Raw genomic sequence first — 15,308 nt, 5'->3', positions numbered from 1 at the left:
GCCACCTGATCGCAACAGCATATCAGGTGGCTTCCTCCGGTTGGTCGGAATTATTCGACCGTCACACTCTTGGCCAGATTCCGCGGCTGGTCCACATCGGTACCCTTGAGCACGGCCACATGGTAGGACAGCAACTGCAGCGGAACGGTGTACACGATCGGTGCGGTAATCTCGTGCACCGACGGGATCTGCATCACGTGGACGCCATCCTCCGGCTTCACATCCGCCGCCTTGTCGGCAAACACGAACAGCTCACCGCCGCGGGCACGGACTTCTTCCAGGTTGGACTTGAGCTTTTCCACCAGGTCGTTGTTGGGGGCGACGGTCACTACGGGCATCTCGCTGTCCACCAGCGCCAGGGGACCGTGCTTGAGTTCGCCCGCCGGGTAGGCTTCGGCGTGGATGTAGGAGATTTCCTTGAGCTTCAGGGCGCCCTCCAGGGCGACCGGGAACTGGGAACCCCGGCCCAGGAACAGGCTGTGGTGTTTGTCCATGAAGGCTTTGGAGAGCTCCTGAATTTCGCCATCCAGGGCCAGGACATCACTGACCTGACCGGGCAGCAGGTGGATCGCCTTGACGATGTCGGTTTCGCGTTCCTCTGAGAGACCGTTATGGCGGGCCAGGGCCAGGGTGAAGATCAACAATGCCGTCAGCTGGGTGGTGAAGGCCTTGGTGGAGGCGACACCGATTTCGGGGCCAGCCTGGGTCATAATCACCAGGTCCGATTCCCGTACCAGGGAGCTGCCCGGCACGTTACAGATGGCCAGCGCGGCGCGGAAACCGGCCTGCTTGGCCTGGCGCAGGGCGGCCAGGGTGTCCGCGGTCTCACCGGACTGGGAGATACACAGGAACAGGGTGTCCGGCTGGATCACGTGCTTGCGGTAACGGAACTCGGAAGCCACTTCCACGGAACAGGGCACACCGGCCAGGTCCTCGATCCAGTAACGGGCCACCATGCCGGCGTGGTAGGAGGTGCCGCAGGCGATGATCTGGACGTGGCGAACGTTGTCCAGCAGGTTGGCCGCCTCGGTACCGAGCGCCTGTTCCAGCACCCGTGAGTCGGTCAGACGGCCTTCCATGGTGGCCTTGATCACCTTCGGCTGCTCGTAGATTTCCTTGAGCATGAAGTGGCGGTATTCGCCCTTGTCGGCAGAATCGGCGCCATGCTCGAAACGGGTAATCAGGCGCTCCACCGGCGTGCCCTCACGGTCGTGGATCGCGATCCGGTCCTTGCGGATATCGGCCATGTCGCCTTCTTCCAGGAACATGAACCGGTCGGTCACCGGCAACAACGCCAGCTGGTCCGAGGCGATGAAGTTCTCGCCGATGCCGACGCCCACCACCAGCGGGCTGCCTTCCCGGCACACCACCAGGTGACCCGGCTCGTCGGCATGGACGACGGCCAGAGCGTATGCACCGCGCAGGCGCGCAATCGCAGCTTTCACCGCACCGTACAGTTCGCCCAGTTCCCGGTAGTTCTTCTCGATCAGGTGGGCGACCACTTCGGTGTCGGTCTGGGAGGTAAACTCGAAGCCATCGGCTTTCAGTTCCTCACGCAGCTCCTGGTAATTCTCGATGATACCGTTGTGGACGATGGCCAGACGATCACCGGACATGTGCGGGTGGGCATTGAGCTGGGACGGCTCGCCGTGGGTGGCCCAGCGGGTGTGGGCGATGCCCAGGTGACCGCTCAGGGGATTGGCCTCGATGGCCTCGGCCAGGGCCGCGACCTTGCCGACTTCCCGGGCACGCTGGACTTCATGCTTGCCGTCAATGACGGCCATACCCGCGGAGTCATAACCCCGGTACTCAAGGCGGCGCAGTCCTTCCAGCAAAATACCCTGGACGTCCCGTTCGGAAACCGCTCCTACAATCCCACACATGCTGTTGTCACCTGTTTGCTGATCGTTCGTTTAGGCTTTTTTCGGCTTTTCCCAGCCGGAGATGTTGCGCTGGCGGCCACGGGCCACGGCCAGCTCGCTGTCTGCCACATCCCGGGTGATGGTAGAACCGGCACCGATGGTCGCCTCCGGGGCAATGGTAACCGGCGCGACCAGGGAGGTATTGGATCCCACAAAGACACCGTCACCGATCACCGTCCGGTACTTGTTCACCCCATCATAATTGCAGGTGATGGTACCTGCACCCACATTCACATTACGACCCAGGGAGGCATCACCCACGTAGCTCAGGTGATTGATCTTGCTGCCCTCACCCACCACGGCTTTCTTGGTCTCGACGAAGTTGCCCACCTTGGTGTTGGCGGCCAGCTCGGTACCCGGACGCAGCCGGGCAAACGGGCCGATCTGGGCATTGGCACCAATCACCGCGCCTTCAACCACGCTGTTGGCCTTGATCTCGGCGCCGTCGGCAATGATGGCATCCTTGATCACGCAATTGGGACCGATAACCACGTTGTTGCCCAGGCTGACCCTGCCCTCGAAGACCGCGTTCACGTCGATCCACAGATCGTTGCCGATCGTGAGTTCACCGCGGACATCCACCCGGGCCGGATCCGCCAGGCTCGCGCCTTCCGTCATCAGGCGCTCTGCCTGCTGGCGTTGGTACCAGCGCTCCAGTTCCGCCAGTTGCACCCGGTTGTTCACGCCCTGGACCTCGAACGGATTGAGCGGCTGGGACACGGTGACTTCCAACCCATGCTCCACCGCCATCGCGATGATGTCGGTCAGATAGTATTCGCCCTGGGCATTGCTGTTGGACAGGGTCGGCAGCCAGCTTTTCAGATGTTTTGCGGAAACGGCCAGAATCCCGGTATTCACCTCATGGATGGCCTGCTGCTCGGCCGTGGCGTCTTTCTGCTCGACGATGGCCTGAACGTCACCCTGAGGATTGCGCACGATGCGGCCGTAACCATGGGGGTTGTCCATGTCCACCGTCAGCAGTGCCAGATTGCTCTGGTCCAGCTCGCTGACCATGGCCTCCAGGGTTTCCCGGCGGGTCAGGGGGACATCGCCGTACAGGACCAGAACCCGGGCATCGTCCGGCAGGTCCGGCAGGGCCTGGGCAACGGCGTGGCCGGTGCCCAGTTGTTCTGTCTGGAGTACCCAGTTCACCGCCTCATCGTCGAGGGAAGCACGCACCTGATCCGCGCCATGGCCAATCACTGTGTGAATTCTCTCCGCCCCCAGCTGCTTCGCGGTATCCACCACATGATGCAGCATGGCTTTACCCGCCACCGGATGCAGAACCTTGGGCAGTGCGGACTTCATTCTGGAACCCTGGCCGGCGGCCAGGATCACAACGTGTAACGGGCTCATGGAAAACTCAGGCTCCCGGGATGTTTGTTTGAATCAATAAAAAAGCCGCAACCATCAGGGCCGGATTGCCAACGCGGTGCGCTGGTATTCCAGCCGCTCAGGATGCGGCTTTGGTGTTCGGCAAACCCGAAACGAAAATGCTCAGCGCATTTTGTTACGCAGCTGCTGGATAGTCCGAAGCTGTGCGACAGCCTCGGCCAGTTCCGCAGCGGCACGGGAATACTCGAATTCACCGGTCTTGTCGGCAAGTGCCTTCTCAGCCTCTTTCTGGGCTTCAAGCGCAGCAGCTTCGTCCACATCCTTTGCACGAACGGCTGTGTCTGCCAGCAAAGTCACCAGATTGGGCTGGACCTCCAGATATCCGCCGGACACGTAAAGAATTTCTTCCTCACCGCCCTGCTTGATGATCCGAATGGGGCCAGGCTTCAGCTGGGTCAGCAGCGGAGTGTGACCCGGGGCAATACCCAGGTCACCTTCAGAACCCGCTGCGATCAGCATCTCTACCAATCCGGAATAGATCTTTGTTTCGGCACTTACCACGTCACAATGCACGGTCATACCCATGTCAGTTGCCTCTTTGATCGATCCGGAAATTCGGGCTCAGGCTTCAGTTTACTCGCCCTTGCTCTTCATTTCCTTCGCTTTCTCGACCGCTTCCTCGATGGTACCGACCATGTAGAACGCCTGCTCAGGCATGTCGTCATAGTCACCGTTGAGGATGCCCTTAAAGCTGCTGATGGTCTCCTTCAGAGACACATACTTACCGGGGGAACCGGTGAATACTTCAGCAACGTGGAACGGCTGGGACAGAAAACGCTCGATCTTACGGGCACGGGCAACGGTCAGCTTGTCTTCTTCTGACAGTTCGTCCATACCCAGGATGGCGATGATGTCTTTCAGTTCCTTGTAGCGCTGCAGGTTGGTCTGCACGCCACGAGCCACTTCATAGTGCTCTTGACCGATGATCAGCGGATCCAGCTGACGAGAGGTGGAATCCAGCGGATCGATCGCCGGGTAGATACCCTTGGAGGCGATGTCACGGCTCAGTACCACAGTCGCATCCAGGTGCGAGAAGGTGGTGGCCGGAGACGGGTCGGTCAAGTCATCCGCCGGTACGTATACCGCCTGGATGGACGTGATGGAACCGGTCTTGGTGGAAGTGATCCGCTCCTGCAGCTGACCCATCTCTTCGGCCAGGGTCGGCTGGTAACCTACCGCGGACGGCATACGGCCCAGCAGTGCAGATACCTCGGTACCGGCGAGGGTGTAACGGTAGATGTTGTCAACGAACAACAGTACGTCACGACCTTCGTCACGGAACTTCTCGGCCATGGTGAGACCGGTCAGGGCCACACGCAGGCGGTTTCCGGGAGGCTCGTTCATCTGGCCGTAAACCATGGCAACCTTATCGAGAACGTTGGACTCCTTCATTTCATAGTAGAAGTCGTTACCTTCCCGGGTCCGCTCACCAACACCCGCGAATACGGAGAGACCGGAGTGCTCTTTCGCGATGTTGTTGATCAGCTCCATCATGTTTACGGTCTTGCCTACACCGGCACCACCGAACAGGCCAACCTTACCACCCTTGGCGAACGGGCAGATCAGGTCGATAACCTTGATGCCGGTTTCCAGCAGGTCGGCAGAGGCTGCCTGATCGGCATAGCCCGGTGCCTTGCGGTGGATAGCCCAGCGCTCTTCTTCGCCGATGTCGCCCTGCTCGTCGATGGGACGACCCAGAACGTCCATGATCCGGCCCAGAGTCTGTGTACCAACCGGTACAGAGATCGGCTTGCCGGTGTTTTCTGCTTTCAGGCCACGCTTCAGGCCCTCGGTGCTGCCCATGGCGATGGTACGAACAATGCCGTCACCCAGCTGCTGCTGGACTTCCAGAGTTGTTTCGCCACCTTCAAGCAGCAGTGCGTCATATACGTTGGGTACGGAGTCACGTGGGAATTCCACGTCGATAACCGCGCCAATGATCTGAACGATTTGTCCGCTACTCATGCTCGGTTCCTCGTTATCTTGATAGTCAATAAAACCAGTTGGATCGTGGGGTGATCAGACCGAAGCCGCACCACTCACAATCTCTGAAATCTCTTGGGTGATGGCTGCCTGACGCGCCTTGTTATAGGCCAGCTGAAGTTCGTCGATAATGCTACCGGCGTTATCAGTTGCGCTCTTCATGGCGATCATCCGGGCTGCCTGTTCACATGCCAGATTCTCTACCACACCCTGGTATACCTGGGATTCAATAAAACGTGGCAGAAGGCCATCGAGGATCTGCCTGGCATCGGGCTCGTAGAGATAATCCCACTGGTTCTTGATCTCTTCTTCGTCCTCGCTCGGAGGCAGGGGCAGAAGCTGCTCCACCTTCGGGCTCTGGGTCATGGTGTTGACGAACTCGTTGCTTACCACGTAAAGGCGATCGATCTTGCCTTCCGAGAACGCGTCCAACATGACCTTGACGTTGCCGATGAGTTTTTCGGAGCTCGGGCTGTCACCCAGATGGGTCAGCGCCGCGACGACATTGCCGCCGTAGCTCCGGAAAAAGGAAGCCCCTTTCTGCCCGATGGCGCACAGATCGGTTTCGACCCCTTTTTCTTTCCACGCTTTCATTTCACGGACAAGCGCTTTGAACAGGTTGATGTTCAGACCACCGCAGAGGCCACGATCAGTCGACACCACGATATAGCCCACGCGCTTGACGTCGCGCTCGACCATGAACGGGTGCTTGTACTGAGCATTCGCCTTGGCAATGTGCCCGATCACCTGACGCATCTTGTCGGCATACGGGCGAGTCGCCTGCATGCGCTCCTGAGCCTTCCGCATCTTACTCGCAGCCACCATTTCCATGGCGCTGGTGATTTTCTGCGTGCTCTTGATGCTTGAAATCTGGTTACGTATTTCTTTGCCGACGGCCATAACTCACTGCCTTCTCAAGTTAGACACTCGTTGCTACGAAAGCGGCCCGCGACTGATGCCGCAGGCCCGATTTCTTACCAGCTCTGAGTGGTCTTGAATTTCTCAAGTGCAGCTTTCAGGCCGGAAGCGATTTCGTCGTTGTAATCGCCCTTCTCGTTGATCTTGTCGAGGAGGTCTTTCTGCTCGGAGCGCATCCAGTCGAGCATCTGCGCTTCAAACTTAACCACCTTGTCGACATCAACGTCGTCCAGGAAGCCTTCGTTGGCTGCAAACAGAACCGTGCCCATCTCAGCCACGGACATCGGGCTGTACTGGTTCTGCTTCATGAGTTCCGTAACACGCTGACCGTGCTCAAGCTGCTTACGGGTTGCTTCGTCGAGATCGGAAGCAAACTGGGCGAAAGCGGCCAGTTCACGATACTGGGCCAGGGCCAGACGGATGTTACCGCCGAGCTTCTTCATGATCTTGGTCTGGGCGGAACCACCTACCCGGGATACGGAGATACCGGCGTTCATAGCCGGACGGATGCCGGAGTTGAACAGGTTGGTTTCCAGGAAGATCTGGCCGTCGGTGATGGAGATCACGTTGGTCGGTACGAATGCGGAAACGTCACCGGCCTGGGTCTCGATGATCGGCAGTGCGGTCAGGGAACCGGTCTTGCCTTTCACTTCACCGTTGGTGAACTCCTCCACGTAGTCAGCGTTAACGCGGGAAGCGCGCTCGAGCAGACGTGAGTGCAGGTAGAATACGTCACCCGGGTAAGCTTCACGGCCCGGAGGACGACGCAGCAGCAGGGAGATCTGGCGGTAAGCCACAGCCTGCTTGGACAGGTCGTCGTAAATGATCAGGGCATCCTGACCACGGTCACGGAAGTATTCACCCATGGAGGTACCGGCGTACGGAGCCAGGAACTGCATGGAAGCAGGATCCGCAGCACCGGCGGCAACCACGATGGTGTGGTCCATGGCACCGTGCTCTTCGAGCTTACGTACCACAGCGGCGATAGAAGACTGCTTCTGGCCAACGGCAACGTAGATACACTTGATGCCGGTGTCCTTCTGGTTGATGATCGCGTCGATCGCAACCGCAGTCTTACCGATCTGACGGTCACCGATGATCAGCTCACGCTGACCGCGACCGATCGGCACCATGGTGTCGATGGCTTTCAGACCGGTCTGGACCGGCTCGTCAACGGACTGACGAGCGATAACACCAGGTGCAACCTTCTCGACCGGGGAGGTCAGCTCGGTGCCCAGATCGCCCTTACCGTCGATCGGATTACCCAGGGCGTCAACCACACGACCCATCAGCTCCGGACCTACCGGAACTTCCAGGATGCGGCCGGTACAACGAACCTTCTGACCTTCGGCCAGATCTTCGTAGTCACCCAGTACAACCGCACCAACGGAATCACGCTCCAGGTTCAGAGCCATGCCGAAAGTGCCGTTGGCGAATTCAATCATCTCACCGTACATAACGTCGGCGAGACCGTGGATCAGCACGATACCGTCAGAAACGGACAGAATCGTACCTTCGTTCTTTGCTTCGGAAGAGATATCGAGCTTCTCGATTCTCTTCTTGATGATGTCACTGATCTCGGATGGATTCAGTTGCTGCATGCCAATATCCTCAAACCTTGTGCTGAAATCAGGAGCCCAGAGCGTCGGCCAGCTTGTTCAGCTTTCCGCGTACAGATGCGTCAATGACCATATCGCCGGTGCGGATGATCACACCGCCAATCAGAGACTTGTCAGTTGACGCTGCGAGTGACACTTTCCGCTCGAGTTTTTCGGAGAGCGCCTGGGCGAGCTTCTGTTGCTGTTCGTCCGTCAGCTCGAATGCGGCGGTGACGTCGATATCAACAGTGCGCTCCAGATCAGCCCGGTACGTGTTGAAGAGCGCTGCAATCTCAGGAAGAAGAGTCAGCCGGCGGTTTTCTGCCAGTACAGCGAAGAAATTGCGAACCTGCTCGGTGACGCCGTCCTCGACGACCTCCAGAATCAGCTCGGCTTTCTTCTGCTCCTCCAGACCCGGATTCGCGAGAAGCTGTCGAATGTCTTCATTCGCGGTGACCTGTCCGGCAATCGTCAGCACCTGGGACCACTCAGCCAGCTCTTTATGCTCCTGGGCGGCTGCAAATGCTGCTTTCGCGTATGGACGGGCCAGCGTTCTCAGTTCTGCCATGATGAACCTCGCCGTTTAAAGTTCTGCCGCCAGTTTTTCCAACATCTCGTTGTGCTTGGAGGCATCGACAGAGGTTTCCAGGATCTTCTCAGCACCGGCGACAGCGATTGCGGCAATTTCTGCACGCAGGGCGTCACGAGCCTGATTGCGCTCCTGTTCAATTTCGGCCTTGGCCTGCTCAATCAGCTTCTGGCCTTCCTTGCGGGCGTCATCCTTGGATGCTTCCACAATCTGGGCCGCGCGCTTGTTGGCCTGTTCAATCAGACCAGCAGCTTGCTGCTTGGCTTCACGCAGTTCCTGAGCTGACTTTTCCTGAGCCAGTTCCAGATCGCGCGCAGCGCGGTCTGAGGCAGCCAGTCCGTCAGCGATCTTCTTTTGACGCTCCTGCAGTGCGGCCATGATTGGCGGCCACACATACTTCATGCAGAAGACGACAAAGATAAAGAACGCGATGGCTTGACCAATCATCGTCAAATTAATGTTCACGTCTTCACCTCTCGCCTGTTTTGTTAAGAATCATCTGACCGGGGTAAAGCCCCCGGCTGGCGACTCGATTAACCGGCGATCTGGCCGACAAACGGGTTGGCGAAAGTGAAGAACAGCGCAATACCAACACCGATCATGGTTACGGCGTCCAGCAGACCAGCAACGATGAACATTTTAACCTGCAGCATCGGGGTCATTTCCGGCTGACGCGCAGCGCCTTCCAGGAACTTGCCACCGAGGATACCAAAGCCGATTGCAGTACCCAGGGCACCCAGGCCGATCAGCAGTGCAACAGCAATAGCGGTCATTCCAACTACAGTTTCCATGATAACTCCCAGTTTCAGTTAGGTTTTCAGTTTAAGGGTTTAGGGTTTAAGACTACGGTTCAATGGTGTCCGATCAGTGACTGTCTTCGTGAGCCATGCTCAGGTACACGATCGTCAACATCATGAAGATGAATGCCTGCAGGGTGATAACCAGGATGTGGAAGATCGCCCAGGGTACAGACAGCGTCCACTGCGCCCACAGCGGCAGCAGTGCAATCAGGATGAAGATCAGCTCGCCGGCGTACAGATTACCGAACAGACGCAGAGCCAGTGAGATCGGCTTGGCAATCAGGCTCACCCCCTCGAGCAGGAAGTTCACCGGCACCAGCAGGATCTTCAGGAACAGGTTGTCGGAAGAGAAGGGGTGCAGAGTCAACTCACCGAGGAAGCCACCCACACCCTTCACCTTCAGGCTGTAGTAGATGATCAGCGCGAATACGGACAGGGACATACCCAGGGTCACGTTCACGTCGGTGGTCGGAACGACCTTCATGTATTCCAGACCCATCAGGTGGAACAGCTGGGGCAGGAAGTCCACCGGCACCAGGTCCATCAGGTTCATCAGGAAAATCCAGCAGAAGATGGTCAGGGACAGCGGGGCAATCACCTTGTTCTTGCCGTGGAAGGTTTCCTTCACGCTGTTATCCACGAACTCGACCATCACTTCGACGAAATTCTGAAGCCCGCCGGGCTGATCGGAAGTGGCGCGCTTGGCCGCCATGCGGAACAGAAAGAGGAACAGAGCGCCGAGGCCCACGGCCCAGCCCAGAGAATCGATGTGCAACGCCCAGAAGCCCATGTCGGAGGCTTCCTGGCCGGTGCGGGCCAGTGTCCAGGTGGCTTCTTCAACCACGGAACCGTCGGCGCGCTCATATCCGGCCGGCAGTTTACCGTAGGTCAGGTTCTGGAGGTGATGCTGTATATATTCGGATGCACTTCCTGCCATAACGGGTTCCCAGGTCCAGTTAGCTTTGCTGCGTATTGCTGCCCGCCAGAAGCGGTGTCAACCAGTTGGTGACCAGCATGATCGCAAATGTTAAAAAAAGTGCCGCTATATCAAGCGGCTGAATCCATTTGAACACCATCGTGAAGAGGATGGCGCACAGGATGAGCTTGCCGGCCTCACCCTGGTAAAAAGAACTCATGATCTTTTTGGCAGACCGCGCGCCGGAGTAGCGGAATGCCTTGAGCGCAAAGTAACCATGGGGCAGCAGAAAAATAAGACCGCCCAGTAGCGCTGAGTAACCTGCGACCTGGCTGCGTAACAAAAAGGCCAGGCTGACGACGACAAGGATCACACTTTCAATCAAGAACCATCGTGCGATGGGCGGGCGGCGGATACCGCTCGGGGTTGCCTTCGTCATGTTTTTCCCGGGAATTCGGTGTTTTCGACTCGATTCGGCCTAAAAAATAAACAAATACACCGATACAAGCGCGGCAGATTATATGTGTTCAATGTGCACGAATCAACAAATCCGACTGCGCTACAGGGGCCCGGATGGCCTGAAATCAGTGCAGTTCATGCCGGTCGCACACAAATAGGCGTGGGACCATTTTTTGAACACTACATGTTGTGTGAGAGACCCGATACGGACTTTCGTAGGGGGTCGAAAAGAGTAGGAAAAAATTCCGGCTACTTGATGTGGCCCAGAATGCCATCAAGCTCGTCCAGCGAACTGTATTCGATCACCAGCTTGCCTTTGCCGCGCTGACCATGACTGATGGAGACACGGGCACCAAGGCGCTCGGCCAGATCGTCCTGAAGGGCCCGGATGTTGGGATCAAGGGCGCCCTTGTCCTTCGACTTGCCCTCGGGCGACTGTTGCTGGACCCGGCGCACCAGCGCTTCGGTCTGTCGCACCGACAGCGACTTGGCCACCACCTGGCGGGCCACCTGCATCTGCAGTTCCGGGGGCAGGGTCAGCATGGCCCGGCCGTGGCCCATCTCCAGGTCACCGTGTTCGAGCATCAACCGGACATCCTCGGTCAGTCCGATCAGTCGCAGCAGGTTGGTGATGGTGGTCCGGGATTTACCCACAGCCTCGGCGACCTGGGCCTGGGTGAGCCCGAACTCGTCCTGCAGGCGCTGCAGGGCAAAGGCTTCCTCGATGGGATTGAGGTTTTCGCGCTGGATGTTCTCGATCAGCGCCATCGCGATGGCGGCTTCATCAGGCACATCGCGGATGATGGCGGGAAGACTGTCGAGCTCGGCAATCTGGGCGGCCCGCCACCGGCGTTCACCGGCAATCAGCTCAAAGCGGCCCTCGGCGATGGGACGCACCACCACCGGCTGCATCACCCCCTGTTGGCGGATGGAATCAGCCAGTTCCTGCAGGGCGGCGGGATCCATGTCCCGGCGGGGCTGATAGCGGCCGCGCTGAACCAGATCGATGGGAATCTCGCGCAGCTCACCGTCGTGGTCCTTCACCTCCTGGTTCAGGTTGACCTTCGAACCCTGCAGCAGGGCTCCCAGTCCACGCTCACCCAATCCTCGTTTCTTCGCCGCCATGGTGTCTGTCATTCTTCCCGTTGAAAAGCGTTGTGTATCGTGTGCCAACGGCCCGGTATGTTACACCGCAACCGGCTCGGATGTCTTTTTCGAGCCATGGCGGCGGACCATTTCACCCGCCAGGGCCAGGTAAGCGACGGCACCCTTGGAGGCACGATCGTACTTCAGGGCCGGCAGACCGTAGCTCGGGGCTTCCGCCAGCCGGACGTTACGGGGGATCACGGCACGATAGACCTTGTCACCGAAAAACTCCGCCAGCTGGGCCGACACATCCAGGGTCAGGCTGTTGCGCGGATCGTACATGGTGCGCAGCAGGCCCTCGATCTCCAGGTTCGGATTCACGGTTTCCTGGATCTGCTCCACCGTGTTCATCAGCGCCGCCAGACCTTCGAGTGCATAGTACTCGCACTGCATGGGAATCAGCACCGAATCCGCCGCCGACAACGCATTGACGGTGAGCAGGTTCAGGGACGGCGGACAGTCGATGAGAATATAATCGTAGCTGTCCCGGATGCTGTTCAGGGACAGACGCAGGCGGTGTTCCCGGCCGATTTCATTCATCAGCTCCACTTCCGCGGCGGTCAGGTCGCCATTGGCCGGCAGCAGGTCAAAACCGGCGTTTTCCACGGTGACAATCACCTCCGCCGGCGTCGCGCGCTTGGTCAGTACGTCATAACCGGACAACTCCAGGGCATTCTTGTCCACACCACTGCCCATGGTGGCGTTACCCTGGGGATCCATATCCACCAGCAACACACGCCGCTTGGTTGCAGCCAGGGAGGCAGCCAGGTTGACGCAGGTGGTGGTCTTGCCCACACCGCCTTTCTGATTGGTCACTGCAATCACGCGCGCCATGTTTTGCCTCCTGTTGCGGGTTACCGGGAATGCTCTGCCCGGGCAACGACCAGCAAATGCCGCTCGCCATCTGCACCGGGAACCTTCAGGGAATGGCTGGATTTTACCTGCCAGCCAGCCGGAAGGGCAGCTACCTCATCATCCGGAAACTGACCTTTCATGGCAAGGAACTCGCCCTCATTGTCCAGCAGCGAGCCGCACCAGGTCACCAGGTTATCCAGAGCCGTGAAGGCGCGGCTGCTGATCTGGGTGAACAGCGGGTCGGGCTGGCAGTCCTCGGCCCGGCCGTGAATCACGTCCACGTTGTCCAGCCCCAGTTCCAGCACACACTGGTTCAGGAACCGGGTCTTCTTGCCATTGCTGTCGAGCAGGGTAAAGCGCTTTTCCGGCAGGGCGATGGCCAGGGGAATGCCCGGCAAACCGCCTCCGGCACCGACATCGAGCAGGTGATCCGTGGTGACCCACGGCAGGATGCTCAAGCTGTCCAGCAGCTGGCGCGAGACCATCACCCGTTCGTCGCGCACGGCGGTGAGGTTATACGCCTTGTTCCACTTGTTGAGCAAAGCCAGAAAGGCCAACAACTGTTGCTGCCGGCCGTCGGTCAGGGACAGATTCATCTCGGCCAGCCCGTCCCGGAGCTGGCGTTGCCAGAGTGTTCGCGTCATGGGCTTGACTCAGGCGCTCTGCTTGCGCAGCAGGTCCCGCTTTTTCAGGTGCACCAGGATCTGGCTCACGGCCGCCGGAGTGACGCCCTGAATGCGGGACGCCTGCGCCACAGTCTCCGGCCGCACATCCTTGAGTTTCTGCTTGATCTCGTTGGACAGACCGCCGATCACATCGTAGTCCAGATCGATGGGCAACGGGGTGTTCTCGTTCTTGCGCAGACGTTCGATCTCATCCGCCTGGCGGGAGATATAACCTTCGTACTTGATCTCGATTTCAACCTGATCGGCCACGTTCGGATCTTCGGCCCGCTCACCGCCAATCTCGGCAATCTGGTTGTAGGCAATCTCCGGGCGACGCAGCAACTCCGCCAGCGACTGATCGCGAGCCATGGGCTGTTTCAGGAAGCCATTGGCCCGCTCGCCGGCCTCGGTGTTCGGGTGGATCCGGGTGGATTCCAGCCGGCTACGTTCTTTGGTGATGCCTTCACGCTTATCGTTGAACTTCTGCCAGCGTTCATCATCCACCAGACCCAACTTGCGACCGGTCTCGGTCAGGCGCAGGTCGGCGTTGTCTTCCCGAAGGATCAGCCGGTATTCGGCGCGGCTGGTGAACATGCGATAGGGCTCGTTGGTACCCATGGTGATCAGATCGTCCACCAGCACGCCGAGATAGGCTTCATCCCGGCGTGGATACCATTCGTCCTTCTCCTGCGCACGCAGGGACGCATTGATACCCGCCAGCAGGCCTTGGGCACCGGCTTCTTCGTAACCGGTGGTGCCGTTGATCTGGCCGGCGAAGTAGAGGCCCTGGATGAACTTGGTTTCCAGGGTGTGGCGCAGGTCCTGCGGGTTCAGGTAATCGTATTCGATGGCATAGCCGGGCCGGGTGATATGGGCGTTCTCGAAGCCGGGAATCGAGCGCACCGCCGCCAGCTGGATATCGAACGGCAGGCTGGTGGAGATGCCGTTCGGGTACAGTTCGTTGGTGGTCAGCCCCTCGGGCTCCACAAAAATCTGGTGTGAATCCTTGTCCGCAAACCGGTTCACCTTGTCCTCGATCGACGGGCAATAGCGCGGGCCAACGCCCTCGATGCTGCCGGCAAACATGGGGGAACGGTCAAAACCGCTGCGGATGATGTCGTGGGTCTGCTCCGTAGTACGGGTCACATAGCAGCAGATCTGCTCGGGATGTTCATCCCGGCTGCCGATGAACGACATCACCGGGGTCGGGTTGTCACCCCATTGCTCGTCCATCACCGAGAAATCCACAGACCGGGCATCGATCCGGGGCGGGGTGCCGGTTTTCAGGCGGCCGACGTTGAATGGAAGTTCGCGCAGGCGTTTGGCCAGGGCGTTGGCCGGCGCATCGCCGGCACGGCCACCGGAGTGGTGCTGCATGCCGATGTGGATAACACCGCCGAGGAAGGTACCGGTGGTCAATACGACGGTTTTGGCGTTGAAGCGGATGCCGGTCTGGGTCACCACGCCCACCACCTGATCGTTTTCCACAACCAGATCATCCGCTGCCTGCTGGAACAGGGTCAGGTTGGGCTGGTTTTCCAGGGTATGGCGGATCGCCGCCTTGTACAGCACCCGGTCGGCCTGGGCGCGGGTGGCGCGCACCGCCGGACCCTTGCGGCTGTTGAGTACCCGGAACTGGATACCGGCATGGTCGGTGGCACGGGCCATGACACCGCCAAGGGCGTCGATTTCCTTGACCAGGTGGCTCTTGCCGATCCCGCCGATCGCCGGGTTGCAGGACATCTGGCCCAGGGTCTCAATGTTGTGGGTCAGCAGCAGGGTTTGCGAACCCATGCGCGCTGAAGCCAGCGCGGCTTCGGTACCGGCGTGGCCACCACCAATGACAATGACATCGAAACGGGTCGGAAAGTCCACTCTTCACCTCGGAAATCGGGGGATAAAAACAGGGCGGCGAGTATAACGCCTCGCCGTGGAAAATGCAGTCAGGATGTGCAAATTTTAACCAGAGTCGGCGACACTTGAAAGTCACCGTCGCAGGAGCACTTGTTGATAACCCCCGGAATAATCCCGAATCTGTATAAGTAATAACCGAAATTTTTGC

15 protein-coding genes are annotated in these 15,308 nt (G+C 58.9%); all 15 read right to left on the bottom strand.

The window, feature by feature from the left end; all coding sequences use genetic code 11:
- Nucleotides 1-50: 50 nt before the first annotated feature.
- The 15 genes from glmS to mnmG all read right to left on the bottom strand — a co-directional run bounded on the left by glmS (nt 51) and on the right by mnmG (nt 15,121).
- On the bottom strand, nt 51-1,883 hold the full coding sequence (gene glmS / locus ACQUTG_RS13090; RefSeq protein WP_428919813.1) for a glutamine--fructose-6-phosphate transaminase (isomerizing): 1,833 nt from the start codon (nt 1,881-1,883) through the stop codon (nt 51-53).
- Nucleotides 1,884-1,913: 30 nt separating this feature from the next.
- Nucleotides 1,914-3,278 (bottom strand): bifunctional UDP-N-acetylglucosamine diphosphorylase/glucosamine-1-phosphate N-acetyltransferase GlmU, encoded by a 1,365-nt coding sequence (gene glmU / locus ACQUTG_RS13085; RefSeq protein ID WP_428919812.1) that lies wholly within the window; start codon nt 3,276-3,278, stop codon nt 1,914-1,916.
- A gap of 141 nt (nt 3,279-3,419) precedes the next feature.
- The gene (locus ACQUTG_RS13080; protein WP_239037881.1) at nt 3,420-3,842 is read right to left on the bottom strand and encodes a F0F1 ATP synthase subunit epsilon; all 423 of its coding nucleotides are present in this window, start codon (nt 3,840-3,842) and stop codon (nt 3,420-3,422) included.
- Between the two features lie 48 nt (nt 3,843-3,890).
- Nucleotides 3,891-5,282 (bottom strand): F0F1 ATP synthase subunit beta, encoded by a 1,392-nt coding sequence (gene atpD / locus ACQUTG_RS13075; RefSeq protein WP_091998350.1) that lies wholly within the window; start codon nt 5,280-5,282, stop codon nt 3,891-3,893.
- A gap of 54 nt (nt 5,283-5,336) precedes the next feature.
- Nucleotides 5,337-6,200: a F0F1 ATP synthase subunit gamma gene (atpG, locus tag ACQUTG_RS13070; RefSeq protein WP_113861761.1), complete on the bottom strand. Its 864-nt coding sequence runs from the start codon at nt 6,198-6,200 to the stop codon at nt 5,337-5,339.
- A 74-nt stretch (nt 6,201-6,274) separates the two neighbouring features.
- Nucleotides 6,275-7,819 carry a F0F1 ATP synthase subunit alpha gene (gene atpA / locus ACQUTG_RS13065; protein ID WP_091998354.1) on the bottom strand — a complete coding sequence of 515 codons (1,545 nt, stop codon included), beginning with the start codon at nt 7,817-7,819 and terminating at the stop codon, nt 6,275-6,277.
- Nucleotides 7,820-7,847: 28 nt separating this feature from the next.
- Nucleotides 7,848-8,384 carry a F0F1 ATP synthase subunit delta gene (locus tag ACQUTG_RS13060; protein ID WP_372987264.1) on the bottom strand — a complete coding sequence of 179 codons (537 nt, stop codon included), beginning with the start codon at nt 8,382-8,384 and terminating at the stop codon, nt 7,848-7,850.
- 15 nt (nt 8,385-8,399) lie between these two features.
- The gene (locus ACQUTG_RS13055; RefSeq protein WP_322854736.1) at nt 8,400-8,870 is read right to left on the bottom strand and encodes a F0F1 ATP synthase subunit B; all 471 of its coding nucleotides are present in this window, start codon (nt 8,868-8,870) and stop codon (nt 8,400-8,402) included.
- A 68-nt stretch (nt 8,871-8,938) separates the two neighbouring features.
- Nucleotides 8,939-9,196, bottom strand: coding sequence for a F0F1 ATP synthase subunit C (atpE, locus tag ACQUTG_RS13050; RefSeq protein WP_012138088.1), 258 nt, complete (start codon nt 9,194-9,196; stop codon nt 8,939-8,941).
- Nucleotides 9,197-9,269: 73 nt separating this feature from the next.
- Nucleotides 9,270-10,142 carry a F0F1 ATP synthase subunit A gene (atpB, locus tag ACQUTG_RS13045; protein WP_428919811.1) on the bottom strand — a complete coding sequence of 291 codons (873 nt, stop codon included), beginning with the start codon at nt 10,140-10,142 and terminating at the stop codon, nt 9,270-9,272.
- A 19-nt stretch (nt 10,143-10,161) separates the two neighbouring features.
- Entirely contained in the window at nt 10,162-10,560 is a 399-nt protein-coding gene (locus tag ACQUTG_RS13040) for a F0F1 ATP synthase subunit I (RefSeq protein WP_113861765.1), read from the bottom strand.
- 269 nt (nt 10,561-10,829) lie between these two features.
- The gene (locus ACQUTG_RS13035) at nt 10,830-11,705 is read right to left on the bottom strand and encodes a ParB/RepB/Spo0J family partition protein (protein ID WP_428919810.1); all 876 of its coding nucleotides are present in this window, start codon (nt 11,703-11,705) and stop codon (nt 10,830-10,832) included.
- Nucleotides 11,706-11,765: 60 nt separating this feature from the next.
- On the bottom strand, nt 11,766-12,560 hold the full coding sequence (locus tag ACQUTG_RS13030) for a ParA family protein (RefSeq protein WP_343813119.1): 795 nt from the start codon (nt 12,558-12,560) through the stop codon (nt 11,766-11,768).
- A gap of 20 nt (nt 12,561-12,580) precedes the next feature.
- Complete coding sequence (gene rsmG, locus ACQUTG_RS13025) at nt 12,581-13,225, bottom strand: 16S rRNA (guanine(527)-N(7))-methyltransferase RsmG (protein ID WP_428919809.1); 645 nt, start codon at nt 13,223-13,225, stop codon at nt 12,581-12,583.
- Nucleotides 13,226-13,234: 9 nt separating this feature from the next.
- Nucleotides 13,235-15,121: a tRNA uridine-5-carboxymethylaminomethyl(34) synthesis enzyme MnmG gene (mnmG, locus tag ACQUTG_RS13020; RefSeq protein WP_428919808.1), complete on the bottom strand. Its 1,887-nt coding sequence runs from the start codon at nt 15,119-15,121 to the stop codon at nt 13,235-13,237.
- Nucleotides 15,122-15,308 lie beyond the last annotated feature (187 nt).

The organism is Marinobacter sp. DUT-1 (assembly GCF_050379415.1).
Classification (GTDB): domain Bacteria; phylum Pseudomonadota; class Gammaproteobacteria; order Pseudomonadales; family Oleiphilaceae; genus Marinobacter.
The sequence above is the reverse complement of the archived record's forward strand: the minus strand, read 5'-3'. Positions and strand labels throughout refer to the sequence as shown.

Coding starts and splice junctions, on each gene's coding strand:
- rsmG (WP_428919809.1), bottom strand. CDS start 13,225: ATGACGCGAACACTCTGGCAACGCCAGCTCCGGGACGGGCTGGCCGAG.
- ACQUTG_RS13035 (WP_428919810.1), bottom strand. CDS start 11,705: ATGGCGGCGAAGAAACGAGGATTGGGTGAGCGTGGACTGGGAGCCCTG.
- ACQUTG_RS13060 (WP_372987264.1), bottom strand. CDS start 8,384: ATGGCAGAACTGAGAACGCTGGCCCGTCCATACGCGAAAGCAGCATTT.
- atpG (WP_113861761.1), bottom strand. CDS start 6,200: ATGGCCGTCGGCAAAGAAATACGTAACCAGATTTCAAGCATCAAGAGC.
- atpA (WP_091998354.1), bottom strand. CDS start 7,819: ATGCAGCAACTGAATCCATCCGAGATCAGTGACATCATCAAGAAGAGA.
- ACQUTG_RS13030 (WP_343813119.1), bottom strand. CDS start 12,560: ATGGCGCGCGTGATTGCAGTGACCAATCAGAAAGGCGGTGTGGGCAAG.
- glmU (WP_428919812.1), bottom strand. CDS start 3,278: ATGAGCCCGTTACACGTTGTGATCCTGGCCGCCGGCCAGGGTTCCAGA.
- atpE (WP_012138088.1), bottom strand. CDS start 9,196: ATGGAAACTGTAGTTGGAATGACCGCTATTGCTGTTGCACTGCTGATC.
- atpB (WP_428919811.1), bottom strand. CDS start 10,142: ATGGCAGGAAGTGCATCCGAATATATACAGCATCACCTCCAGAACCTG.
- ACQUTG_RS13040 (WP_113861765.1), bottom strand. CDS start 10,560: ATGACGAAGGCAACCCCGAGCGGTATCCGCCGCCCGCCCATCGCACGA.
- glmS (WP_428919813.1), bottom strand. CDS start 1,883: ATGTGTGGGATTGTAGGAGCGGTTTCCGAACGGGACGTCCAGGGTATT.
- atpD (WP_091998350.1), bottom strand. CDS start 5,282: ATGAGTAGCGGACAAATCGTTCAGATCATTGGCGCGGTTATCGACGTG.
- ACQUTG_RS13080 (WP_239037881.1), bottom strand. CDS start 3,842: ATGGGTATGACCGTGCATTGTGACGTGGTAAGTGCCGAAACAAAGATC.